At 62.3% G+C, this 25,637-nt stretch carries 17 protein-coding genes; 13 read left to right on the top strand and 4 right to left on the bottom strand.

All coding sequences use genetic code 11. From position 1 onward, the window contains the following. Window positions 1-18: 18 nt before the first annotated feature. Genes IG194_RS02180 through IG194_RS02165 form a run of 4 tightly spaced genes read right to left on the bottom strand, consistent with a single transcriptional unit; the run spans window position 19 to window position 5,062 of the window. A complete protein-coding gene (locus tag IG194_RS02180) occupies window positions 19-453 on the bottom strand; it encodes a TetR family transcriptional regulator (RefSeq protein ID WP_176707159.1) in 435 nt (144 codons plus the stop codon). Next, the gene (locus IG194_RS02175) at window positions 443-2,287 is read right to left on the bottom strand and encodes a tyrosine-type recombinase/integrase (protein WP_176707158.1); all 1,845 of its coding nucleotides are present in this window, start codon (window positions 2,285-2,287) and stop codon (window positions 443-445) included. Before IG194_RS02175 ends, IG194_RS02180 begins: the two co-directional genes overlap by 11 nt. Further along, window positions 2,284-3,894, bottom strand: coding sequence for a hypothetical protein (locus IG194_RS02170; protein WP_082996260.1), 1,611 nt, complete (start codon window positions 3,892-3,894; stop codon window positions 2,284-2,286). The genes IG194_RS02175 and IG194_RS02170 overlap by 4 nt, the downstream gene beginning before the upstream one ends. 10 nt (window positions 3,895-3,904) lie before the next feature. After that, a complete protein-coding gene (locus IG194_RS02165) occupies window positions 3,905-5,062 on the bottom strand; it encodes a tyrosine-type recombinase/integrase (RefSeq protein WP_058490274.1) in 1,158 nt (385 codons plus the stop codon). A gap of 121 nt (window positions 5,063-5,183) precedes the next feature. On the opposite strand from IG194_RS02165, the gene IG194_RS02160 reads away from it, so the two are divergent. The 13 genes from IG194_RS02160 (at window position 5,184) to IG194_RS02100 (ending at window position 25,632) form a co-directional block, all read left to right on the top strand. Further along, complete coding sequence (locus IG194_RS02160) at window positions 5,184-7,583, top strand: FG-GAP-like repeat-containing protein (RefSeq protein WP_058490273.1); 2,400 nt, start codon at window positions 5,184-5,186, stop codon at window positions 7,581-7,583. A gap of 384 nt (window positions 7,584-7,967) precedes the next feature. Continuing rightward, window positions 7,968-9,389: a TolC family outer membrane protein gene (locus IG194_RS02155; protein WP_009617091.1), complete on the top strand. Its 1,422-nt coding sequence runs from the start codon at window positions 7,968-7,970 to the stop codon at window positions 9,387-9,389. Next, window positions 9,386-11,494 (top strand): type I secretion system permease/ATPase, encoded by a 2,109-nt coding sequence (locus tag IG194_RS02150; RefSeq protein WP_058490272.1) that lies wholly within the window; start codon window positions 9,386-9,388, stop codon window positions 11,492-11,494. Before IG194_RS02155 ends, IG194_RS02150 begins: the two co-directional genes overlap by 4 nt. Further along, window positions 11,491-12,732, top strand: coding sequence for an HlyD family type I secretion periplasmic adaptor subunit (locus IG194_RS02145; protein ID WP_009617093.1), 1,242 nt, complete (start codon window positions 11,491-11,493; stop codon window positions 12,730-12,732). The genes IG194_RS02150 and IG194_RS02145 overlap by 4 nt, the downstream gene beginning before the upstream one ends. 334 nt (window positions 12,733-13,066) lie before the next feature. After that, complete coding sequence (locus tag IG194_RS02140; RefSeq protein WP_082996259.1) at window positions 13,067-16,762, top strand: autotransporter outer membrane beta-barrel domain-containing protein; 3,696 nt, start codon at window positions 13,067-13,069, stop codon at window positions 16,760-16,762. A 118-nt stretch (window positions 16,763-16,880) separates the two neighbouring features. Continuing rightward, window positions 16,881-17,447: a GNAT family N-acetyltransferase gene (locus IG194_RS02135; protein ID WP_009617095.1), complete on the top strand. Its 567-nt coding sequence runs from the start codon at window positions 16,881-16,883 to the stop codon at window positions 17,445-17,447. 13 nt (window positions 17,448-17,460) lie between these two features. After that, window positions 17,461-19,125: a fatty acyl-AMP ligase gene (locus tag IG194_RS02130; protein ID WP_058490270.1), complete on the top strand. Its 1,665-nt coding sequence runs from the start codon at window positions 17,461-17,463 to the stop codon at window positions 19,123-19,125. Between the two features lie 12 nt (window positions 19,126-19,137). Further along, a complete protein-coding gene (locus IG194_RS02125; RefSeq protein ID WP_009617097.1) occupies window positions 19,138-19,371 on the top strand; it encodes an acyl carrier protein in 234 nt (77 codons plus the stop codon). Next, window positions 19,368-20,639, top strand: a complete 1,272-nt coding sequence (locus IG194_RS02120; RefSeq protein WP_009617098.1) for a cytochrome P450 — start codon at window positions 19,368-19,370, stop codon at window positions 20,637-20,639. The genes IG194_RS02125 and IG194_RS02120 overlap by 4 nt, the downstream gene beginning before the upstream one ends. An 18-nt stretch (window positions 20,640-20,657) precedes the next feature. Next, a complete protein-coding gene (locus tag IG194_RS02115) occupies window positions 20,658-21,488 on the top strand; it encodes an SDR family oxidoreductase (RefSeq protein ID WP_009617099.1) in 831 nt (276 codons plus the stop codon). A 320-nt stretch (window positions 21,489-21,808) separates the two neighbouring features. Beyond that, window positions 21,809-24,865 (top strand): autotransporter outer membrane beta-barrel domain-containing protein, encoded by a 3,057-nt coding sequence (locus IG194_RS02110; protein ID WP_160329420.1) that lies wholly within the window; start codon window positions 21,809-21,811, stop codon window positions 24,863-24,865. 33 nt (window positions 24,866-24,898) lie between these two features. Further along, complete coding sequence (locus IG194_RS33240; RefSeq protein ID WP_197674147.1) at window positions 24,899-25,342, top strand: FCD domain-containing protein; 444 nt, start codon at window positions 24,899-24,901, stop codon at window positions 25,340-25,342. A gap of 74 nt (window positions 25,343-25,416) precedes the next feature. Further along, complete coding sequence (locus IG194_RS02100) at window positions 25,417-25,632, top strand: hypothetical protein (protein ID WP_197674146.1); 216 nt, start codon at window positions 25,417-25,419, stop codon at window positions 25,630-25,632. Window positions 25,633-25,637: the final 5 nt, after the last annotated feature.

Raw genomic sequence — 25,637 nt, 5'->3', positions numbered from 1 at the left:
AAAAGAGGGGAAACGCTCTCAATCAGGGGCCTTTTCGTTATTGGCCCCTGACTTCGGTACAAAGACGACAACTTTACCGTCAACGACACCCTTGAAGTGGGCCATTTCAAGTATCAAAACCTGGTTTACAGATGCCAATCGGGCGAGCTCCTCCAGAAGCTGCTCGTTTTCCGCACGAAGGGCACGATTTTTCTCCTTCTCAACCATCAGCGCCTGATGTTTCGAATCACGCTGGGCGCGCACTGACTTGCCCATGAGTGTGCGAATTCTCTCCGCCACCGCTGGGTACGTGTTGTGAATGAGGCCAGGTGTAACGCCTGCTGCTCGGGCAACCGAAGCGATGGAAATCTTCTCGTTACCTTCGACAAGGCCATCAATGACTTTATCAAGGGCATCTAGTGTTTTTGACCGCGAACGGCCAGGGGACTGCCCCTCAGTCGGCTTAATCGCCATTCCCAGCCTCGTTGGTATCGTCATTGATGGGAGATAGACCTAAGCTTGTGATGACATCCAGTGCGACCTGCATGTCGCGCTCTGCTCGCTGCCTAACAGCAGGGCCTGCATCCACGATTTTGATCAGCTCCTGCTGTTGGCTGTAAATGTCCTGCCACGTGCCAGCGAAAAACTCATCAATCACCGAGCTTTTGCATCCTGGGCAGCGTGTTGCTTCGTATAACCCAGCTCCACCGCAGCCCCGCTCCGTCGCAATGCACCAGCCGTGGCCAGTAGCACGAATGTTGGCATGTGGGGCCGTTTGGGCAAGTAGAGCGGCCCTATCTTTGATCGGAATAGCCCGCATCTCCACGATCTTTTCGCCGGCCCCGCCAGCCAATGGCTGATCGTCGAGCCATGACTCGATCAGGTCGATTTTGAATTCGGTCATTTGCTGGAAGATTTCGTCAAAAAGGCTTAGATCTTGTTGCGGATTCGATGCATAGAGCTGAGTCATGCTCATGCTGGTATGTTTGAACTGCCATTTTAAATAGATCAGGGAGGTGCGGCCCATACGGGATTCTACAAAGCATCGAGCATAAGTTCGTCTACATTGGTGCGTCCTCAGTGGCCAAGTGCTCCCAGCAGCTTTGGCTAACCGATCAAATGCATAATTTGATGCCTGCCCGCTAAGGGCCTCCACATATTGATCCTGAATTCTTCCACCCGGAGCATGCCGTCCAAGAAATAGCTTTTTCGAGTCCCTTCGCGCCTTTTCCAGCCGGAGCAAATGTTCAGCGGGGTCATCTGGATTGGTAACCTTTGCAAGAAGCCTGATCTCTTGATCTAGCTCCTTTCTGATAGTTACTGAATATTTTGCGAAGGTTTCAAGCGCGTTCAGAGTTAACTCAGGGACGAGATACTCTACGCGCCCTTTCCCAGTTTTGTGCTCTATCGTGGAAACCCAGCAAAACAACACGCCGTCTTTAACGACACGGCGCCAAGCTCCAACCTCGATCCCAATAGCCTCATCATTACGCATGCCGCTAGTTATTGAAACTATAAAAAGTACGGCATCTCTGCAAAGCACTGATAGCTGATCATCGCTAGGGTTGTATCCAATGCCATTGATCGAAAGCTCGGATTTCATATCCCGAACGACAGCCTCCGAAAAATTGAATATTTTCGACAGATCTTCAGGCGGGATTATATCCGTTCGACCTACGTTCTTGTTAGCAGCATCAAGCCCTTTTACCTTACTAATTCCACATATGCGCCATAGTGTAGAGTTGCCCCACGGATAACTCTGAAGCGGGAATAGCATATCGGAAGCGAAAACCCAAATGAAATCGATAATCCGTAGCCGCCCATACAAAGGAAGCGGCCTCAGTTTAAGTTCATGCTTACAATAATGGATATAATTACTGATATGGATTGGACGGACATCAGAGAATCTCGCGATACCAAGATCTTTAAGCCACCGCAAAAATGGCATAACGCTTGCTACCGCCAAAGTTGTGATACCTCTAGCGATAGGGGGTTTTGAGCTGGGCATTCCCCTTTTAAACCACGCATAAGTCACGGCTTTACAATCATCAATGAGCGCTTGAGGAATGCTCGTATCCCAGTTTATGAACTTAAAGTATTCGGCAACGTTGGCCTGATCAAAAAACGGGCGAAGATCCCACTGGGAATCCCCGAGCCTGCTAAGAATTAGCATTTCACCATGCTCGTCAACAACAGCGCTTACGATAATAGCGTCTCGCTCTGCGGGGCTCAGGCCATTGGCTGTAATTGGCTGCGCAATGAGGACATCATACGCCTTCAAAACCGCATTCGAGTTCCTGATGTTCAAACTCTGCCATCCATTCTTTTTTTCATGAACTCAATTTTTTTTGACCAAAACAAATGCGGAGATGCTTCTGCCTTAGCCTTTGCTCGGGCCACCAAAGCCGGATCAAACTTTTGTAGAGTAAATGCATCTATTAGTTGTATGTAGTTGAACTGGCGCTTGCGCCATGCCTCCCATTCATCCGTCAGATAGTATTCAACCTCCGCATAAAGGAATTGCTGGTAGCTAAATAGGCGATACAAATCCTCAAGTGTCCCGACGATGGCGTAGCTAGGGCACCCAAGGCAGTGGATGAACTCAGAGCAATGATTGACCCCATCCTTAGGTGCCCGATTGCCGTACAGGCTGTCTTGGCAACCTCCAGGAGGAGTAGGCGTAACGTGGGTTCCACGTAGCTTGTCAGGAAAGGCTTCACCAACAAAAATAGCTCCCTCAGCCTTGATTTCATCGTTGATCCTTAAATAGTGGTTATCTGCAACCTGCGGCGTATGCCCCATGACCGATGAAACTTCGAGAATGTCCCCTCCGCTGAGCTTCCAAAGACGGCTTTCCATTGTCTTTCTCAACCGGCTGAGGGTGACATTTAATCGATTCCCTTGATCATCTTGGAGCGCATGTCGTTCGCAAATACTCCTGGTCGAGGAAAAGACTGCACTTGGAGTTAGAGTTGCAATTTCGTCAAAGCGGCCCGGCTGGCCAGAACGGTATAACCACACGTATGAGGAGATATCCTTCGATGCAAGCGGCACAAGCATCTTACTCATCTCAAGAGCTTTATTCAGGACAGCAACGCCATCTAGCGGTATAGCGCTGTACTCATCCAGCAGATTGGTCTGGCGTATCGTTTTGCTCTGCGCACCTTTGCCCCGTCGCTTTATCGTCGTAATCAAACGCAGACTAGGAATAAATGGGTGAGGCTGTAAGGCATCCCTTTTCATTTCTAGCAGTGGCGTGGTATTGATACCCGATCTTGCGGCAGTGATTATTAACATCACTGTCATCGCCTCGGCGCCATTACCTAAAAAGGTTCCTTTGTGAATCGCGACAAGATCGGCCTTCAATGCACTCAGCAGCCTTTGCATTTCCCCAATGGTTAGGGGATCGGCATCTTTGGTGACGTGAGCATTGTTTGGAAACGGGTTTGGTGGCAGCAAGTTATCAAGATCGCCCTCTACGAAACCGTAATCAGCCATGACGATCACGAGCGACTTGAAGCTAGTGTAGTAATTTTTGGCTGTGGATCCGTTCGGATATTTCAGTTTAAGCCAAGAGACGAAACGCTCCAAATGCCGCTTGGTTAGATTGTTAGGTGTAGCAGGAGGTGACGCGACCGCTCCACCGGCCAAGAACGTTAAAAAATATCGCAGCCCATTTGAAGAATAACCTATCAAGGTCGCCACAGAGAAATTTCCTCCGTGAAGCAATATCCTTATTACATGCAAACTCTGAATTGCCCAAGCATCAAAACCCAGACCCAAGTATTTTTCATGGTCTAGTTTTTTATGGTGTCTAGGGTTTTTCGGAAGATCAATGCAGATATTATTTTCAACAGCCTCGAATCCGTCTGTGACAGACTTCAACGATGCCGTGTAGTTTTTTTGCCTTGCCAATTTAACTACCTCAGATCTGCTTCGTAGAACTAGCCATAAACATCATGTCAATCTCGTCCTCATGCGCAATGACGGATTGAGCCTCAAGCTGATTGATTAGATGCAGGTATATCATTGTTGTTTGGACGTCGGAATGGCCCAATCTATCTCTTACGTATAGCAACGGTTCCCCTTCAAAGTCTTTACTTTTCCGAAGAGCCAGCAGCGTGTAAGTACCATAGGTGTGGCGAAGCATATGTGCACGAACATAGAAGCCGCACTTACGCTCATAAGACTTCATGACATCCACAACAGAATCTTTGGAGTAGTGTCTGCCTTCGTTGGTAAGCAAAAGCGCCGTCACAGATCCATCACCTTGCGATTTACGAATCTCACGCTGATGAAGGGAATAAGACCACATGTTCTCCATCAGCGACCAAGGCACATCAATGGTTCTCGGGCGGTCGTACTTGATATGCATGTCAGAAGGATCAAGAGCAATGCTTATCATCTGCCCAAAGCGCAGCCCCTTTTTTAATCTGGGATTGAAAACGTACTTTAGGGGGAATGACCTTGCCTCACAGGAGCGAAGCCCAGTACGAACCATGAGATGGAACAGTATTTGGTGACTAGGATCAGTATCCGTTGCAAGGCATACCTTGACCTGATCTTTGGTCAAAAATTTTGTCGGTCGCTTACGGTCACGCAACATCACCGACACTTTGGTGTTCTCGGCCCCAGGCCTCGCAACGTGCGTAAGGAGTCCCTGGTGAGAAGCCGCTCTCACCCTTTTCTCTCCAAAGGGAAGAATGGTGATAAGACCGCGCTGTTTGGCCCATCGGTAGAACCTCACGACCAGAGCAAGGCGATTATTCACCGTACCAGGATCAAGAGATAATTCTCCGCTAGACCAATCCCTGTACCTGGAGAGAACGCTGAGACCGTGGGCCGGGCTTTCTTCGTTCCAGGCCAAGTCATTGGCGTCTAGGAAGGCGAAGTAATCGTATAGACGGCGTCCGTAGGCTTCCCAAGTCAGATCGCTCAAAGACTCCCCTGACTCGATCAGTGCTTGCCAAAGAAAGGTTTGCGCTGGCTCGACTGGCCATCCCTCAGACCCAATCAGCAACGGAAAGCCTTCGAAGGATCTACCTGCCAGGGTTAGGTCTTTTGTTGCGAATACAAGCCTCATGCCGCTGCCTTAACCAGTGCTGATAGTTTTCCTCTAGAAGGCTGGAAACGGCTGTCCCAGACGGTTCAGAAGGTGGCGCGGACTGTACAGGATTTACTAACGGTTACCACCCCTCAGATCGATGTTCGACGGAACCTATAACCTGAAGGCCGTGCTGGTCGACGAGGCGGGTAACCACTCGCAGGTCGGTCTGCTCGACAACAACGCGGATGCGCGGCTGGTCATCGACGTGGCGGGAACGCCATCGAAGTCGTCTGGCATCCAGGCCAACGATGGGCTGGGATGGGCAATGTCTTCCATTGGCGACTTCAACGGCGACGGCTATGAGGACTTCGTGGTCTCGGCGCCACATGCCATCTACGGCTCCACCGCAGCCTACCAGTCGGACATGTATGTCCTCTACGGCAGCGCCAACGGCCTGCCTTCTCTGAGCAACATCGACAACCTGAGCCCCGAGCAGGGCTTCCGCATCAAGCAAACTGGAATCGAGGGGGGCGGCGGCGACCTGGGCATCCAGGGCCAAGTGGTTACCAACCTGGGAGACATCAATGGCGACGGCTACGATGACTTCGCCATTGCCGGCACGCTGAACGACCGCGCCTACGTGATCTTCGGACGCGAGGGAAACACCCTCAGTACCTTGGACTTGCGCAGCATTGAGAAAGGCGCAACCACCGATGGGTTTGTGATCAAGGACAGTAATACAGGAGCCTGGACCGCCACTGGCATCAGCGGTGGTGACATCAACGGTGACGGATATGCCGATATCATCATAGGTTCGGCTCACGGCAACACCAGTAACAACGGTATGTACGTGGTGCTATATGGGCATGCCGGTGCAGCGGGCAGTGGTGAGTGGGGCAACCTGCTGCTGCGCAATTATTCCAGTGACAGCGATCCGGGAGGCCTGTATCACGCCACCGGTGCAAACTCAACGACCCTGGGCGAGCGGGTGGCGAACCAGACCAACGTACGCACCACCTATTCCCCGGATTCCGGGGCCGAGCTGGGCTCGGTGATCAAGGTCATTGGCGATGTCAATGGCGATGGTTTCGCCGACTACATCGTAACTGCACCGCGCAGCAACGGCGTGACCGGCAGCACCGTGTCCAGCAGCGGCTCCGCCTACCTGATCTGGGGCGGCGCAACCGGGCTGGGGGATTCCTTCGATCTGAAGAATCTGGCCCCGGAGCAAGGGGTGCGCCTGACCGGGGCAGAGGCCAATGAATGGCTTGGCGGTGCCACCGAGCCGGGCGGGACTACGGAATGGGCCGGCCAATACTATCCGAGCTTCTCGTCGATCCAGAACATCGGCGACATCAACGGCGATGGCATCGAGGACTTCGCCATTGGCTCGCCGGGATGGGGGGACGGCACAGGCGACGGCCTGGCGCCGGGCCGCATCTACGTGATCTACGGCAAGCAAAGCGGGGCGGCCTGGGCCGATATCAAGCTGGGTGAGCTGGATGGAAAGGACGGCTTCATCCTCTCCAGCGGTAGCAATGGCACTGCCATAGGCGGTTCCGTCACTACAGCCAACGGCGGGCTCGGCATGTCGATCAGTTCCGGGGGCGACGTCAACGGGGATGGTATCGACGACTTCCTGGTCGGAATGCCTGGATACGATGGTAGTGGCGTGACCAACGCCGGCGCGGTGTACCTGGTCTACGGCAAGGCGGGCGGCGGCTTCGATGCCAATACCGATCTGGACGCCCTGGTGGCGGCCGGGTTGGCGGTGAAGTACACCGGCGTCAACGCCAACGACTACGCCGGCACCGGCATGACCACTGGTGATTGGAATGGCGACGGCATCGCCGACTACGGCTACGGCGTCTGGCAGAGCGACACCGGTGCGACCAACGCCGGCGGCTACAACATCTACAGCGGCTCCATCGCCCTGCTGACCCACAGCTACACCGTGGGCGACGACGAGATCTGGGCCGGCACCACCAGCCCGGGGGCATCCGCCATCGAGAACGGCGTGGACATCATCAGCGGCGGCCAGGGCAACGACATCATCCACGGCATCGGCACCGATACCACCGGCACCACCGATACCAGCGTACAGCATGACGTGGCCATGGGCGGCGCCGGCAACGACACCATCGGCCTGGCGGGGACGACCTTCACCCGCGTCGACGGCGGCCTGGGCATCGATACCCTGAAGTTCGAGGCCTCCGGCCTGCAGCTGGACCTCACCAGCTACGGTACGCGGGTCAAGGGTTTCGAGATCTTCGACCTGGGCAGCAGCCAGGAGGGCAGTGGCAACAACACCCTCTCGCTGCGGCTGTCGGACGTGCTCAAGCAGGTGGATACCACCAGCGACGAGGTGCCCAACCTGATGATCAAGGGCGACGGCACTTCCACCGTGGACCTGGCCGAGACGGTCGGTTCTGGCGGCTGGGAGGTCAGCGGCAGCAAGACCGTGAATGGCGTCGACTACGACATCTGGCACAACGCGAGCATGGGGAGCAACACCAATGCGGACCTGTTGATCCAGCACGGCATCAACGTGGTCTGACGACCCTGTCCAAGGGGTGCCACGCCACCGGCGCCCCTTGTTCCCTACCGGCCGCGACCTTCCTGCCCGGCTCCCGTTGCGCTCGTCGCGTCGCGGTGGCCGGGTAGCTTTCGTTTAGGAAATGTCTCATTCATGCGTAGGAAGGGGCTTCAGATAATGGCCCCGACGATTCGCAACAGGCCGTCCCAGACGGCCTTCTTCTCCAGCGGGCATCCTCTGGCCAGCCTACCGGCGGCCGTAGTCGGGCCCATCTCCCCCCGCCCTCCGAGGGCGCTGCAGACGAACGTCGCGTATCCATGGCGCGCCGGTACTCCAGGATGAGTTCCTCGAAACGAGCACGGAATCCCGTTCAGGCGCGTCTCTACTGACTCCTGGAGGCTCTCGGTGAACGCCTGGAAACTTGCTCCTCTGGCCTGGCTCTGCCTGGCCAGCTTCTCCACCGCGACGCTCGCCAGTGTCCTCGACGATGGCTGGTTCGGTGCCAGCAGCCCCGAACAGCGCAGTCTGGCACCCAGCCAACTGATCGAGCAGACCGGCGGCCAGCGCCTGACGCCGGAGTTCGACGCGCCCGATGCGCGTCGCCTGCTGGATCTCAACCAGGCCGTGCACATGGCGGTCAATCGCCATCCTTCCATCGCCGATGCCATCGCGACCCTGGCGCAGCAGGGCGACGGCATCGCCATGGCCCGTTCCGGCTACTACCCCCAGGTGAAACTGGGCGTGGGGCGCGGCGACACCACCCAGAACGGCACCAGCCAGACCGCTTCGCTGTCGGTCTCGCAACTGCTCTACGACTTCGGCAAGGTCGCCGGTAGCGTCGATGGCGCCGAAGCGCAGTCGCGCCGGCAACAGGCGCTGGTGCTCAAGCAGATCGACCTGATTTCCCGGCAGACCGCCGAGGCGACCATAGACCTGCACCGCTACCGCCTGCTCGGGCGCATCGCCGACGAGCAGGTGAAGGCGATGGAGCGCGTCTACGCGATGACCCAGGACCGCGCCGGCGCCGGCGTCACCAGCCGCTCCGACCCGATCCAGGCGCTGGCCCGGGTCGATGCCGCGCGCGCCAGCCAGTTGCAGATCCGCTCGCAGTACAACCAGGCCCAGGAGCGCCTGCGCACGCTGGTCGGCGGTCCGGTTTCCGGCGAGATCACCGCGCTTTCCGACGACCAGGCTGCCCGCGTCGACCTGGCGCGGCGCCTGGATGCCAGCATTCTCCCCGATGTCCTGGCCGCCGAGGCCGAACGCCAGGCCGCCGAGGCGCAACTGCGGGTAGCCAAGGCCGACCGCATGCCGACCCTGACCATCGACGCCTCCAGTACCAAGGCGCTGAGCGGCGACAACCCCAACACCTACGAGCGCCACGGCAGCGACAACAGCATCAGCCTCAACCTGACCTCGACCCTCTACCAGGGCGGCGGCCTGCGCGCCCAGGTACGCGCCGCCACCAATGCGGTGGAGGCCTCGCGCCAGCGCATCGAGGACGCGCGCCTGTCGGCCAGCGACCAGATGCGCCGCATGCGCGAGCAGATCATCGGCAACCGTGCGCGCCTGGGCGTGCTCGGCAGCCGCAAGCGCAACCTCGACGAATCCCGCGAGCTCTACCGCGAGCAGTACAAGCTCGGCACCCGCTCGATCCTCGACCTGCTCAATACCGAGCAGGAGTACTACCAGGCGCTCTCCGACGAGGAGATGGTGCGCCACGACCTCTGGCTGGGCCTGGTCGGGCTGGTCGACGCCCAGGGCCGCAACCGCGAGTTCTACGGGCTGAACTACACCACGGTGCAAGGCATGGAGGTGCTGCCATGAGCCTGACCCCGCAATCCGCGCGCTGGCTGGATGCCATGCTGGCCGTTGCCCGTCACTACGGGATCGGCGTCTCCGAGGAGGGCGCGCGCGTCGCCCTGGCCTGGGAGCAGGGCGCTTCCGCCGACCTGATGCTGCTGCATATGGCCAAGAGCCTCGGGCTCGCGCTGCGCTTCGGCAAGCTCTCGGTCGAACTGCTCGATGCCTGGCGCCTGCCGCTGGTGGCGGAGTTCGACGACGGCAGCGTCTGCGTCGTGCAGACCATCGACGGCGAGGGCAACCTCGGCGTGCTGTTCAGCGGCGACAAGGGCCTGGAAACCCGCATCGGCGTCCAAGAGTTCCGCCAGCGGGTGCGTCGCGTGGCGATCCTCCGCCCGCAGGTGGCGGTCGCCGATGCGCGCGTCGACCAGTACATCCGCCCGTACCGGCGCAACTGGTTCTGGAGCATCGCCCTGCGCGACTGGAAGCGCTACGCTGACATCATGCTCGCCTCGCTGGTGGCCAACGTCCTGGCGCTGGCCGGGGTAATCTTCTCCATGCAGGTCTACGACCGGGTGGTCCCGGCCAACTCCGAAGCCACCCTGTGGGTGCTGTTCGGCGGCGTGATGCTGGCGATCTTCTTCGAGTTCTGCCTGCGCGTCTCGCGTACCCATATCTCCGATACCGTCGGCAAGCGCGCCGACCTGCGCATCTCCGACGTGGTCTTCGGCCGCGCGCTGCGCCTGCGCAATTCGGCGCGCTCGCGTTCCACCGGCACCTTCATCTCGCAACTGCGCGAGATCGACCAGGTGCGCGACCTGTTCACCTCGACCACGGTTGGCGCGCTGGCCGACCTGCCGTTCTTCCTGCTGTTTCTGGTGGTGCTCTGGATGGTCGGTGGGCCACTGGTGTTCGTCGCTCTTGGCGCCATCCCGCTGCTGGTGATCCCCGGCCTGCTGATCCAGAAGCCGCTGGAGCGCCTGTCCAACGAAGGCATGCGCGAGTCGGCGCTGCGCAATGCCATGCTGGTGGAGGCGGTGCAGGGCATCGAGGACATCAAGCTGCTGCGCGCCGAGGCGCGCTTCCAGAATCAGTGGAACAACGTCAACGACGTCTCCGCCGGCATCAGCATGCGCCAGCGCTTCCTCACCAGCCTGTTGATGAGCTGGACCCAGGAAGTGCAGGGCATCGTCTACGCCCTGGTCCTGGCCCTGGGCAGCTACCTGGTGATGCAGGGCGACATGACCACCGGCGCCCTGGTGGCCTCGTCGATCCTCGCCTCGCGAATGATCTCGCCGCTGGCACAGATGGCGTCGGTGTTCTCCCGCTGGCAATCGGCCAAGGTCGCCCGCAAGGGGCTCGACGAACTGATGAGCCGTCCGGTGGACCAGCCCGAGCGAGCGCGCCGCGTGCACCGCGCAGCGCTCAATGGCAACTACCAGCTCGACGGCGTGAGCTTCCGCTATGGCGACAACGACAAGCGCCCGGCACTGGTGGTGCCGCAGTTGCAGATCCGGGCCGGGGAGAAGATCGCCATCCTCGGGCGCATCGGTTCGGGCAAGTCGACCCTGCTCAACCTGCTCTCGGGCATGCACGCTCCGCAGGAGGGGCGGGTGTCGCTGGACGGCCTGGACCTGGCGATGATCGATACCGCCGACGTGCGTCGCGACATGGCCATGCTGCCGCAGAGCTCACGGCTGTTCTACGGCACCATCCGCGAGAACATCCTGCTCGGCGCGCCGATGGCCAGCGACGCCATGATCACCCAGGCACTGGCGCTGTCCGGCGCACTGTCCTTCGTGCAGTCGCTGCCCGACGGCCTCGACGAGGTGATCCTCGAAGGCGGCCAGGGCCTGTCCGGCGGTCAGCGCCAGACCCTGCTGCTGGCCCGCACACTGATCCGCAACCCGTCCGTGGTGCTGCTCGACGAGCCGACCGCCAACTTCGACGAGATGACCGAGCGCCAGGTGATCGACGCGATGGGGCCGTGGATGGCGCCGCGCACCCTGGTGGTCGCCACGCACCGCATGCCGGTCCTGAAATGGGTCGACCGGATCATCCTCATCGACAACGGTCGCATCGTGCTGGACGGCCCCAAAGACAAAGTTCTCAAGGAGCTGACCCAATGACCGATCTCAAGCTCCCCATCAGCAAACCCGACGCTTCGCCGGCGGTTGCCGAAACCACCGTCTCGACGCCCCGCGCGCACCAGCGCGGCGCGCCGGCCGAGCCTCCGCTGCCGCGCTCGAGCCTGGTGGTCTGGCTGATCGCGCTCATGCTCGGTGCCTTCGCCGTGTGGGCCAGCCTGTTCTCCCTGGACGAGGTCTCCACCGGCAGCGGCAAGGTGGTGCCATCATCCCGGGAGCAGGTCATCCAGTCCCTGGAAGGGGGCATCCTGGTCTCGCTGAACGTCCATGAGGGCGATCTGGTCGAGGCCGGCCAGGTGCTCGCCCAGCTCGACCGCACCCGCAGCGAGTCGGCGGTGGAGGAAAGCGCCTCGCGCATGCGCGCCGCCAAGGCCGAGGCCGCGCGGCTGTACGCCGAGGTCAACGGCACGCCGCTGAGCTTCCCCGACGACCTGCAGGCCTTCCCGGAACTGGTGAGCAGCGAGACCGCGCTCTACCACTCGCGCAGGGACAGCCTGGCGAAGAACCTGGCCGGCATCAACGACGCCCTGGGCCTGGTGCGCCGCGAACTTGCCATGACCCAGCCGCTGGTGGCGCGCGGTGCCGCCAGCGACGTGGAGGTGCTGCGTCTCAAGCGCCAGGCCAACGAGCTGGAGCGCAAGGCCACCGAGCTGCAGACCCAGTACGTGGTCAAGGCGCGCGAGGACCTGGCCAAGGCCAACGCCGAGATCGAGGCGCAGAGCTCGGTCACCCGTGGCCGCTCGGACGCCCTCAATCGCACCACCTTCACCTCGCCGGTGCGCGGCATCGTCAAGGACATCGAGGTTTCCACGGTCGGTGGCGTCATTCCGCAGGACGGCAAGCTGATGGAGATCGTCCCGGTGGACGAGAAGCTGTTGGTCGAGGCGCACATCTCGCCGCGCGACGTCGCCTTCATTCGTCCCGGCCTGGATGCCACCGTGAAGATCACCGCCTACGACTACTCCATCTACGGCGGTCTGCATGGCAAGGTCACGACCATTTCGCCGGATACCATCCAGGATGAGGTCAAGCGCGAGGTCTTTTACTACCGGGTATTCATCCGCACCGACGTCGATCACCTGACCAACAAGGACGGCAAGCGTTTCGGCATCGTCCCCGGAATGATCGCCACGGTGGATATCCATACCGGCAGCAAGACCATTCTCGACTACCTGCTAAAGCCCCTGAACAAGGCTCGCGAGGCTCTGCGCGAGCGCTAGTTTTCGACGAGGTCTTTTCTGAAAGACGCCCATCTACCCTTAATGGAGAGAGGGCAAAGTCAACTTGACTCATGCGGCCAGCGTAGTTGGTAGCCCAAGGTGAATGCGTTGGGCTGTTGTCCCATTGTTGACCATTTGTCAGAAGATGCCTTATCCAAAATTGCCGAGAATTGGATAGGAAACTATCGTTCGTTTGCGTTCCGCAGTTCCGTTGATGCGTTGAGTTTCACCGTAACCACCGCAGGTTGTATTCGACGAGAGGAGCCTTGTCTTAACGGACCGCCCCAGGTCGTACCCGTCTTCGAGCGGGTGGGGGAAACCTGGAGAGATAGGGATGAACAGGGTTTACCGAGTGGTGTGGCGCGCAGCGTCGCAGTCGTGGGTTGTGGTGTCGGAGTTGGTTCGGGCCAGGAGCAAGCCCGGCGCCGGCGCGCGGCAAACGCAGCAGCGAGTACGATTCACGCCCAGCATGCTGGCATTGTGCATCGGTGGTGTGCTGACGGGAGTTTCGCCAGCGCTGAATGCCGCCGTGGTCGAGTGGACCGGCGCAAGCGGCAACGGTGTGTTCTCCGATCCGGGCAACTGGGCAAACAATACGCCGCCGCAAGTGTCACCTTCCTCTCCCGTTGACGAGGTCAACATCAATACCTTGCCCGCCGCCAGGCTCAACGATGCCAGCAACTACGATTTACTGTCGCTGAATATCGGTACCTCCGGTGGTAGACAAGGTGAGCTCGTCGTCCAGAACAGCAGTGCCAGCAGTTACTTCTCGTTAGGTACATTGAACCTGGGGGGAGGGGGCGGCAACGGCATCCTCAGCGTGCGGGACACGACGCTGCAGTTCTCTCAGTTGTCCATCGGCTCTGGCCTGAGCATCGGTTCCGGTAGCGGCAGCACTGGAACTTTCAACGTGCTGGGGAGTGGCAAGGGCAGCAGCCGCTATTTTACCGATGCACTGGTTCTAAACCACACTCAGTGGGACAACAGCCTTCCTATATATATCGGGCGCTCGCAGGGGCACGGTATCGTCAACGTCGATGGGGGCTCCTTGGGCACTGTTCGCATGCCGCTAATCCTCGGCAGTGGCACAGGGAGCATTGGCGAGTTGAACGTGCTGTCCGGTGGCAAGGTGGCCAGCGAGAAGTGGCCCTACGAGCCCACGCAGATTGGCGCCATTATCGGGGATGCCGGGGGCACGGGGAGCCTCACGGTGAATGCGGGCAGTGGCACGAGTGCCAACAGGGTCAACTTCGGGACAGGTGTAATCGTCGGTCGGGGCAGTGGCAGCCTGGGCACGATCAACATCCTGGCGGGCGGCAAGGTCTCTTCGGAGATCGGCGGCTACAACCCCGGCAATGTATCCGCTTTCGAGCCGCGGATTGGCGTAGATGGCGGAACCGGCAAAGTTACCGTGGACGGCCAGGGGGCCAGGTGGCTCGTGGGTGGGTTCCTGTCCCAGACCTCCATCGAAGACACGGGGATCGGCAATCTCCATCTCGGTGATTCCGGTACCGGTGTGCTGACCTTGCGCAATGGTGGTGAGGTATTCATCGGCGCCCTGGCCACCAATCTCGTCCGGAATGATGACGGGTATGACCTGCTGCAGTCCGGCAAGACCCCCATCGACACCCAGCGGGGCAAACTGTACCTGGCCTCACAGGCGGGCGCGACCGGGATCATCAACTTCGGCAGTGACCCGGAGCAGCAGGTCGGCGGTGCCACCTCGGGCTCCCTGGTGGCGGATAGCATCGTGCTGGGCCCGGGCAATGCGGTAATCAACTTCAACCATAGCCAGGATGTGCTTTTCAGTGCGCTGGTACCCACGCTGGATGCCAGCCAACAGGGTAGTGGCAGCTTGACCCTGGCCAGTTACGCCGGCACCACGCACCTGGATGTCGCACAACCCGGCTTCCACGGTTTCACCGATATCTACGGCGGCACCTTCTGGATCGACGATGCCCAGGCTCTGGGCAGCTCGGTCATCCGCAGCGGCTATCGGCAGGACATCCCCGGTGGCGGCACCCTGGGCTATGGCAATGCCCTGGACGTCGGCAACGCCATGCAACTGGCCCAGAACGCCAAGCTCAGTTTGCGCGTCGACGGCAGCGACAGTGCCACCCAGTCCGGAGCCATCAGCGGCGCCGGCAACCTGTTGAAGGTGGGTAGTGGCACCCTGGCTCTAACCGCGGACAACAGCTACACCGGCATCACCACCGTCAGCGAAGGCACCTTGGCCCTCCAGGGAGGAGCCGACATCGCCGAGTCTGCAGGAGTGATAGCCAACGGCACCTTCGATATCAGCGGGCACAGCGGTGCGGCATCGATCACCACCCTCGCCGGCAGCGGCAGCGTGGTGCTCGGCGGCAACGACCTGGACATCACCGCGGCGGACAGCAACGGTGCCGGAAGTGGCCTGTTCACCGGCGTCATTTCCGGGGCCGGAGGCCTGAATCTCACGGGCGGCACGCAAACCCTCGGCGGCGCCAACACATGGCAGGGGCCGACCCTGGTCGGCAATGGCGCCACCCTGGCCGCGGCCGCGACGAACGCCTTCAGCCCGAACTCCGTCTACACGGTGCAAAGTGGCGGCACCCTGGCCCTGAACGGCTTCGACCAAAGCGTCGATACCCTCAACAACGCCGGCCTGGTAGTCCTGAACAACCCCTTCGGCGAGGGCGGGTTCCGTCCCACCACGCTCACCGTCACCGGCGCGCATACCTATACCGGCAATGGCGGCACCGTGGTGCTCAATACCCAGCTGGGCGGCGACGATTCCCCCACCGACAAGCTGGTGGTGAACGGCGACACCGCGGGTACCACCGCCCTGGTGGTGCGCAATGCCGGCGGTGACGGCGGCCAGACCGTCGAAGGCATCCAGGTGGTCCAGGTCGACGGTACCTCGGCAGGGCAGTTCACCCTGGGCGCGCCGGTGCAGGCGGGTGCCTACGAGTACCGGCTGTTCCAGGGCACGCCAAGCGATCCCGACAACGGTCACTGGTACCTGAGTTCCTCCGGCGAGTTGCCGGCCCCCTGTCCAAGCCCTGAACCGGGCCCCTGTCCCGGACCCGATTCAAGTCCCGAGCCGGATTACCGCCCGGGGGTGGCCAATGTCGTCGCCGCCCAGACCGCCAACATGGAGCAGGGGATGACGTTGCTTTCCAGCCTGCACCAGCGCATCGGCGGCACCTACGATCTAAAGGACGGTGAACTGCTCGGCTGGCAACGCCTGTACAACGACAACCAGCGTGCCGAAGGCGACCGCTTCAACTACGACCAGCACGTCGTCGCCCTGCAGTTCGGCCACGACCTTTGGGTCACCGCCGATGGCCAGGGCAATACCCAGCGTGCAGGGGTGGTCATCGACTACGCCAAGGGCGATACCGATTTCGGCGACCAGGCGCGGCCTCAGGAGGGTTACGGCCGCAAGCACACGGGCAGCATGGATTCCAATACCCTCAGCGCCGGCGGTTACTACACCCTGGCCCAGGCGGATGGCAGCTACCTGGACACCGTCGGCATGCTCTCGCACATCCGCAACGGCTACGACGACATCTACGACGACCATGGCACCCAGAAGGCCTGGCGCCTCGGCCTGTCGGCGGAAGTCGGCAAGCCCGTGCTGAGTTTCGCGCAGACCTGGAAAGTCGAGCCGCAGGCGCAGCTGAGCTACCAGCACACCTGGTACGACAGCTTCCATGACGACGTCGGCAAGATCGATAGCTACGGCGCCGACAGCCTGCGTGGGCGTCTGGGGGTACGCGTGCTTGACGACCGCTCCGATGCCGAGCGCCCCGGCCAGGTCTATGCGGTGGCCAACCTCCTGCACGATTTCATCAAGCCGGAGAAAGTTGACTTCGAGGGAACCAAGCTGCGCGAGGATTACGACCGCACCTTCGGCGAAGTGGGTGTCGGTGGGCGGTTGTCGGTGGGCGAGAACTCCACCTTGTTCGGCGATGCCCGCTATCGCCAGTCCTTTGGTGGCGACAGCCGGGGCTCGGTGTTCAACGTGGGCATCCAGATCGATTTCTGACACCTGCTGGTGCTGCCGGGAAAAATCCCGGCAGCGTCGAGCACAGCGGCTACGCTTGAGGGAAACCACGGCCGGATCGCCCGCATCCGGCTGCCACAGCGAGCACAAGGAGGAATTCGTGGTAGAAGCTGTTCGCCCTTTCGCGCAACGGGGCGCGCCTGTCCACATCGAGACCAACGGGTACATCCTGCGCAGCCTGACCCCGGCGGATGTGACCCCGCGCTTCGTGGAGTGGTTGAACGACCAGGAGATGCTCGCCGGCCTGAACCTGCCGACACTGAACTTCAGTCTCGAGCAGCTCAGGGAGTTCGTCGCCAGCTTCGACAATCTGCGCAACTATTTCATCGGTATCTTCGACCGTTCGAACGCGCTACTGCTCGGCTTCTACACCATTGACGTCAACCCCGTGCACAAGGTCGGCAATGTCACCACCGGAGTCGGCGAGAAGGACTACCAGGGCAAGGGCGTGCTCTGGGCGACCATCGATGCGCTACTCGACCACTTCTATGCCTTCCGCGATGTCGAGAAAATGACCGCGCGCATCCTTGCTCGCAACACTCGCATGCTTTTCAACTTCCGCGGCGACACGCGTTTCAAGTTCGAGGCCAAGCTCAGCCGCGAATGCCTGTCCACCGATGGCAAGCGCCTGGACGTGCTGGTCTTCGCTTCGCACAAGACACCTTGAGACGGTGCTGCCAATGACCCCGACGCCCACCCGGAACACCCGGCTCGCGCCGCGGCTGGGCGGCTTCGCTTGTCTTGCCGAGGCGCTCGACTACGCCGCTGGCGGCGAGACCGGCATCAACTTCTACTCGAGCCTGGGCCAACTCGATCAGTGTCTCGCCTATTCCGAACTAAGCCAGAAGGCCCGGCACGCCGCCTCGCATCTGCATGGCCTCGGCCTGCCGCGCGGCACCTACCTGGCGCTGGTGGCTGACAGCAGCGTGGAGTTCCTTTCCCTGTTCTATGCCTGCCAGTACGCCGGGCTGGTGCCTTGCCCATTGCCATTCAGCGTCCACCCTGGCGGCAAAGACGCCTATATTGACCAACTGGCCGGCATGCTCGGTGCTTCGCGCGCGCCCCTGGCAATCTCCCCGCAGAGTGTGCGCGAATGCCTGGAGGCCGCCGCGCTGTGCAGCGGCACCCGCGTTCTTACCCATGCCGAACTGCACGCCTTGCCGGCGCATCCGCAGCCGGAGCCGCTGGGGCCTGGAGACATGGCCTATGTGCAGTATTCCTCCGGCTCCACGTCGCAACCCAAGGGAGTGTTGATCTCGCAACGTGCGGTGTGCTCCAACGTCGATGCCATTCTTCGCCACGGCATGGCCATGCGCGCCGGCGACCGGGCCTGCTCCTGGTTGCCGTTCTATCACGACATGGGCTTGGTGGGCTTTTCCATAGCGGCGCTGTGCGCCCAATGCAGCGTCGATTACCTCGCCCCGACCACCTTCGCCAAGCGGCCGAGCCTCTGGCTGCAGCTGATGTCCGCCAATCGCAGCACCATCACCTATGCGCCGGGTTTCGGTTACCGCCTGGCAGTGCAACGCCTGAAGGACATCGACGACCTGGACCTATCGGCGCTGCGCGTGGCCGGCATCGGTGGAGATATGATCCGCCCGTCTGTCCTCGCGGAGTTCACCGAGGCTCTGGCACCCTGTGGCTTCCGTGCCGAAGCTTGGTCCCCCAGCTATGGCATGGCCGAAGCCACCCTGGCTGTGGCCATCGGCCGTTCCGGCCAGGGGCCGCAGCTCAGTCGGGGCCCAGGCGCAGACGGGCGGTCCCGGGACTTCGTGGCCTGTGGACCCGTACTGCCCGGTACCGAAGTGCGTGTGCTCGACGCTTCCGGCCGGCCGCTGCCAGCCGGCCAGGCCGGCCACCTGTGGGTGCGCGGTCCTGGCCTGATGAGTGGATACCTGCGTGATGCCCGTTTGGATGACTCGATGTTCGACGCCGAAGGATTCTTCGACAGCGGCGATTTGGGATACATGGAGGACGGCCAGGTAGTGGTGACCGGGCGCGCCAAGGAATTGATCCTGCTGCGTGGGCGCAATCTTTGGCCACAGGACATCGAGTGGGCCCTGGAGCGTGTCGAGCCGCTCGGCCAGGGTGACGTGGCGGCTTTCGCGGTGGAGGCGGGGGAGGACGAGGAGTTGGTCGTGTTAGTGCAGTCGCGCCTGCATGGCGACGCCGAGCACCGCGAGGGGCTACGGACACGCCTGGCCACGGTGCTCAGCCAGCATTTCGGCGTCAGCGCGCAACTGGTCTTCCTGCCGCCGCGCAGCCTGCCGATGACCACTTCCGGCAAGTTGTCGCGCAGCCGGGCCAAGGATTTCTATCTGCGTGGTGACTATCGCGCAACGTAGCGAGAGGAAGGCATGGACTACTTGTACGAAGCAAAAAAGATTCTTTCCGGCTGCCTGTTCGTACCGATCGAGAAGATCGACGACGACGCTACCATCAATGCCGCACATGAAATAGACAGCCTCAACTTCGCGCTCATCGTCGTCGAGATAGAAGACTTCATCCAGGCCGAGGTGGACCCCATGGACCTGTTGGAAATGCGCACGGTCCGAGATCTGGCCGGCATCCTGGAGCGGGGCGCACGATGAACGTGCCGCATTTCGACGGCGTCTACGCCGAGGCGGCGAACTGGCTGCAACGTCTGGCTCGCGAGCACAACGGCGAAAACCTCGAGGTCGACATCAACGGCGCCCCGGTCCTGCTCGTGCAGCGTCTGGAGGATGCCGATCATGTGCTGAGGCTCAATGCCGGTAACTATCGCAAGAACATGCACTGGTTCCGCCACATGCTTGGTCCCTCGCGGTTCTCCGAAGACGGCTGGGCCTGGGAGATCCGTCGCGATCTCACCCAGCACTACCTGGCCAAGTTCGATCGCGAGCGTACCTTCACTCTGGCTTGCGAGCACGCCGGGCACACCGTCCGCGAGTTGGCACTGCGCAGCGCGGCCGGAGAGGCGGTGTTGGACGAGCGGCTGCTGCGGCGCATGACGGTATCGGTACTGATCGAGAACTTCTTCGGTGTACCCCTTCGCGACACCCAGGTGGATATCGACCACCTGGCAACCCTGATGGAGTTCGGCTCGGAATATGCCTTCGCACCCAGCGTCGGCAACGACGTGCTGAAGCACAAGCGCCTGGGCTTGCTGCCGGAACTGCGGCGCAAGATTTTCGATGACTTCCGTCTGTTCCGCGAAGCACGCCTGCCCGACAATCCGATGCTGGAGGGCATGCTTGCCGCCGATCGTGACACCGGTAACGACATACTGCTGGAGCACGAGTTGCTGACCTTCTTCGCCGCCGGCGCCGAAACCACCGCGGCGGGAGTCGGCTGGGCCTGCTACCTGCTGGCGCGCTATCCGGATATCCAGCGGCGCCTGCGCGACACCCTGGTGCCGTTCTGGGAGGCACCACAACAGGACTGGAAGCAACTGGCGCAGGTCGACCTGCTGGAAGCCTTCGTGTCCGAAACGCTGCGCCTGTATCCACCGACTCCGATCGTCACGCGCCTGGCCATCGAGGCGGATCATGTCGGCGAACATCGGGTCGAGCCGGGTGGCAACGTCTCGGTGTCGATTCTCGGCATCCAGCACGATGCCCGCCTACACCCCGAGCCATGGACGCCTCATCTGGATGGCTATCGCAACACTGCCAGTGCCGGCGCGAACGTGGCCTTCATCTTCGGCCCGCGTGTCTGCGGTGGGAAGAAATTCGCCCTGGTCGAGCTGGCCACGTTCATCGCGGTGTTTCTGCGCGACGCATCCTTCGAGCTCACCTCGGAAGAGGAGCCGCGCTTCTACTGGAAGTCCCTGATGCTACGTGAAGGTGGCCAGCCTGTACGCGTCACCCTGCGGGGTTGAGAAAAGGGAGAAACCGTCATGAAGACCTGGATGATCAGCGGCGCCAGTAGCGGCCTGGGCTACGAGACGACTCGCCTGTTGCTTGAGCGCGGTGACCGGGTGCTAGCCTGCGCGCGCCGCCTGGATCGTCTGGAGCCGTTGCGACAGCGCCATGGCGAGCGGCTGTGCACCTATTACCTGGAAATCACCGATACCGAGGTCATCCCCCGGATAGTGGCGGAGGCCTTCGAGTCCGTCGGAAATGTCGACGTGTTGCTGAGCAGTGCCGGGTACGGCTTGTTTGGCGCTGTCGAAGAGCTGGAGTTGGAGCAGATCGAACATCAATTACGCACCAACCTGCTGGGTTCGATCCTGCTGATCCAGGCGTGCCTGCCGTTCCTGCGAGCCCAGGGGCGGGGGCGCATCTTCCAGCTCTCCAGTGAGTCGGGAGAAATGAGCTTTCCCGCGCTGGCCCTGTACCAGGCGAGCAAATGGGGCATCGAAGGGTTCTGCGAAGGGCTGCGCCAGGAAGTGGAGTGCCTCGGCATCGACGTCACTCTGGTGGTGCCTGGCAGAGTGCCTACCCGATTCGACGAGCATGCCGTGACCCCGCGCCGGATCATCGCGGACTACCAGCGCAGCACGGTAGGCAACTACCGGCGCCTACTCGCCATGGGCAAGTTCTCCAGCCCTGGATGCGCCGCGAAGATGGCCGCGGCGATAATCGCCTGCGCCGACTCGGAGCGGCCGCCGCGCCGACTGATCCTCGGTAGTGATGCCTACAAGAACATCCGGCGGGCCTTGGACAGCCGCCTGGCGGAGCTGGAGGCGCAGAAAGACAGCGCACGCTCCACCGACCGGGAGGCATAGCGCTGCTGTCCGTTCGGACAATTCTACCGACCAAGCTCCGCCGCGCTCGCTGGAGCTCGTTCTGCGGTATTTCCTGGCGCCCCAGGTACGTATTTCGACGCGATAGCCGACTCTTCAGACCTCTCATCCAGGAATAAGCGTCTACCATGGGTGTATCGAAATCGACACACGAGGACGGGACAGTGCATACAACGAGGATGTTGTTACCGTGTTTTCTGGCGGTATTCTCAGGAACCCTCTCCGCGCAGACCATCACCTGGACCGGGGGCGCCAATGACGGGGGAAACTGGAATACCCCCGGCAACTGGGACCTCGGCGTGGTGCCGGGCGCCGCGGACGACGCGCATATCTTCGGTATTCCCGGTTCGCAGCTCGCCACCGCCACCGACATCACCATCGACGCCGGCTCGCTGGAGCTGACCGGCCGCGCCGGCCTGAACCTCAATGGCACGGCCTCGGCCGGCAGCGGTAGCTACAGTCTCGAGGGGACAACGCCGGCCGCGCCGGGCAACCCCTACAACGCCATGCATTTCGCCGGCTCGTCCACGGCGGCGAACGCCACCATCACCGTCGTCGGCAATGCCCCGGGCGATCTGTTCAGCGGTTCGCTGGTGCAGTTCGTCGAGAATTCGACGGCAGGCAACGCCAACCTGTCGGTCGAGGGCGAGGGCCAGATCAACTTCGCCGGCGCCTCCAGCGCCGGCAGCGCGACCATCGTCAACGACGACCGCGGCCTGACCTCCTTCACCCAGACGTCGAGCGCCGGTTCGGCAACCATCACCAACAACGCCGGCGGCGTGACTTCGTTCAGCGGCTCGTCCAGCGCCGCTGGCGCAACCCTGGTCAACAACGCCGGCGGCGTGGTGAACCTGGCCAGCGGCATGGCGCTGTCCATTGGCTCGCTGAGCGGCGCGGGCTCGGTCTACCTGTCCAATTCGGCGCTGACGCTGGGGGCGCTGAACCGCGACGACGTCATTTCAGGCGTCATCCAGGACGGCACCTCGGCGGCCATCAACGCCTACCGCCAATACCTCGGCCAGCAGCCCACCAACAGGACCGGAGGAAGCCTGGTCAAGGCCGGCACGGGCACCCTCGTGCTCACCGGCGACAACACCTATACCGGCGGCACAACGATTTCCGCCGGCACCCTGCAACTGGGCGACGGCGGCACCTCGGGCTCCATCGTCGGCAACGTGCAGGACGATGCCCGGCTGGTGGTCAACCGCTCGGACAGCCTGACGCTCGCCGGCGTCATTTCCGGGACGGGGACGCTGGAGCAGGTCGGCGCCGGCACCACTGCCCTCACCGGCAACAACAGCTATGCCGGCGGCACCACGATTTCCGCCGGCACCCTGCAACTGGGCGACGGCGGCACCTCGGGCTCCATCGTCGGTAACGTGCAGGACGACGCCCGGCTGGTGGTCAATCGCTCGGACAGCCTGACGCTCGCCGGCGACATTTCCGGCACGGGGACGCTGGAGCAGGTCGGCGCCGGCACCACTGCCCTCACCGGCAACAACAGCTATGCCGGCGGCACCACGATTTCCGCCGGCACCCTGCAGCTGGGCGACGGCGGCACCTCCGGGTCGATCGTGGGCGACGTGCTGAACGACGCCACGCTGGCATTCAACCGAGCCGACGCCTTGACCTTCGACGGCAGCATCTCGGGGACCGGCGCGGTCAACCAGATCGGCACCGGCACCACCCTGTTGACCGGCGACAACCCCTACAGTGGCGCCACCACCGTCAGCAGCGGCACCTTGCTGGTGGGCGATGCGGCCCATGCGTCCGCGGCCCTCAGCGGCGGGGGCGCCGTGCAGGTGGCGGCCGGCGCGACCCTGGGCGGCTATGGCAGCGTGCAAGGCCCGGTGAGCAATGCCGGGACCCTGGCGGTGGCCGACGCGGCCTTGCCGGGGCAGGGTACGGGCGCCTTCGTCATCGGCGGCGCATTGAGCAACGCCGGGCTGGTGCAGCTCGCCGGTACCGGCGTGGGCAACCGGCTGACGGTGGGGAGCTACGCCGGCCAGAGCGGCCGGATCAACCTGAACACCGTGCTCGGCGGCGACGCCTCGCCCACGGACCAGCTCGTCATCGACGGTGGCAGCGCCAGCGGGCAGACCAGCCTCCAGGTCACCAACGTCGGCGGCCTCGGCGCCGCCACGCCGGGCAACGGCATTCTCCTGGTCAACGCGGTGAACGGCGCCACCAGCGAGGCCTCGGCGTTTTCCCTGGGCAACTCGCTGGAGGCCGGGCCCTACCGCTACAGCCTGTACCGCGGCTCGCGCGACGACTCCGCGCCGGACTCCTGGTTCCTGCGCTCGCAACGCGAGGACGACAGCGCCACACCGCCGCCGACGGGCGGCCCCGTCACGCCCACCACGCCCGACTATCGTCCTGAAACCTCGTTGTACGCGGCCATCCCGTCCCTGGGCCTGACCTATGCCCAGGCCATGGTCGACAGCCTGCACGAGCGCGTCGGCGAGGAGAACCGCAGCCTGGAGGGCACCCTTCAGCAACGGCCAGCGGGCGACGGCCCGCTGGGCTGGGGGCGGATGATCTACCGCAACGGCCAACAGGATCGCGAGCGCTACGGCCAGTACGGCGAGATGCCCAAGTACGACTACCAGATCAGCGCCTTCCAGGTCGGCCTCGACCTGTTCCAGCGCCAGATGGACGATGGCAGCAGCGACCGGGCGGGCCTGTCCCTGGCCTTCGGCAACATCAAGGGCGGTGTCGACCACTACGACCACCGCGACGCCGGCGACGACACCCTGCGCGGCTACAGCCTGGGCGGCTACTGGACGCACTTCGGCGCCAGCGGCTGGTACCTGGATGGCGTGCTGCAATACACCTACCTGGACATCGACGCCAACTCCAGGCAGACCTACGACCTGGACAGCCATGGCCAGGCCTACACCGCCTCGCTGGAGGGCGGCTACCCGTTCGAGGTTGGCCAGGACCTGTACGTCGAGCCGCAGCTGCAGGCGACCTACACCCGTCTCGACCTGAGCGACAGCCGCGACAGCGCCGCCAGCGTGCGCTTCGACGACAGCGAGTCGCTGGTGACCCGCGCCGGCGTGCGCCTGGCCAAGGACTGGCTGGCCCCGGCGGGCCAGTCCAGCCGCCGCGTCAGCCTGTGGCTGCGCCCCAGCGTGCTGCATGACTTCCAGGGCGAATCGAAGACGCGCTTCTCCTCGGCCGATGGCGACGTGCCGTTCAAGTCCGACATCGGCGGCAGCAGCGGCGAACTGACCTTCGGGGTGGACGTGCAAGCCGACAAGCGCACCAGCTTCTTCGCCACCGGCGGCTACCAGCAGGCCTTCGACGGCGACGCCCATGGCTACAGCGGCAACCTGGGGTTCAGGGTTCTCTTCTGAATAGTTAGAAGACACGATGGGCATAACAACCTGTTGCAGTCGACGGACCTGTACCGGCGCTGGGCCCGCGCCAGCTCCGGAGACGAGCGGGATGTGGCGCGCGAGCACCGCGACATCCTCGATGCCGTTTTGCAGCGGAACGTGGAGCGGGCCTGCGAGCTGCTGCGCCATCACTACGAGGAAACCGCGCGGATCGTATTGGCCGGGGGCTTGGTGAGTGGACTCGGTTTGCGCTGCGCGTCAACGTTGTCCGCATCGTGCGTCGAACACTTGCCTGATGATCGAGCTGGCGGGGTGGAGAGGCGTCGAGCCCGACGCGTGGCGGATCTCTTCGATGTCGATGCCTTCGGGAGGGGCCTGTCATGCAATCAGCCTAGCGCTGGCCCTGGCAGGCGACGCAAGAGCGTACGGGAGGCCGCGTGGCTTAACGGACCGGGACTGTTCCCGGCGCGCGGAGCCGCAGCCAGCCGTTCATGAGGCGTGCTCGTGGTGCCCCAGCGACAGGGGATCATCCGCCCGCCACTGGCCAAGGTGGCGTAGGCGTTGGCCAGTTGTTCGGCGAGTGCCTGGCGAACATCGAGTGCCGGGTGGTCGACGTGGTCGAGCGGCACAACATAGTGGTGCTCGACGGCATCGCCGCTTATGTCGATTCCAAGCGCGAGGAGCGCCGTACCCTGCACGCGGTTGGCGACGGCACCTTCGTGGCGGATGGCGAGAAGTTCGACCGGCGCAAGGCGATGCGCTCGAAGCTGCCGCCCGGCGTCTAGTCGAG

Source organism: Pseudomonas sp. ADPe, from assembly GCF_014843515.1.
GTDB lineage: Bacteria > Pseudomonadota > Gammaproteobacteria > Pseudomonadales > Pseudomonadaceae > Pseudomonas > Pseudomonas citronellolis.
Note: the sequence above shows the minus strand (reverse complement) of the source record. Positions and strands in the feature narration are given on the sequence as shown.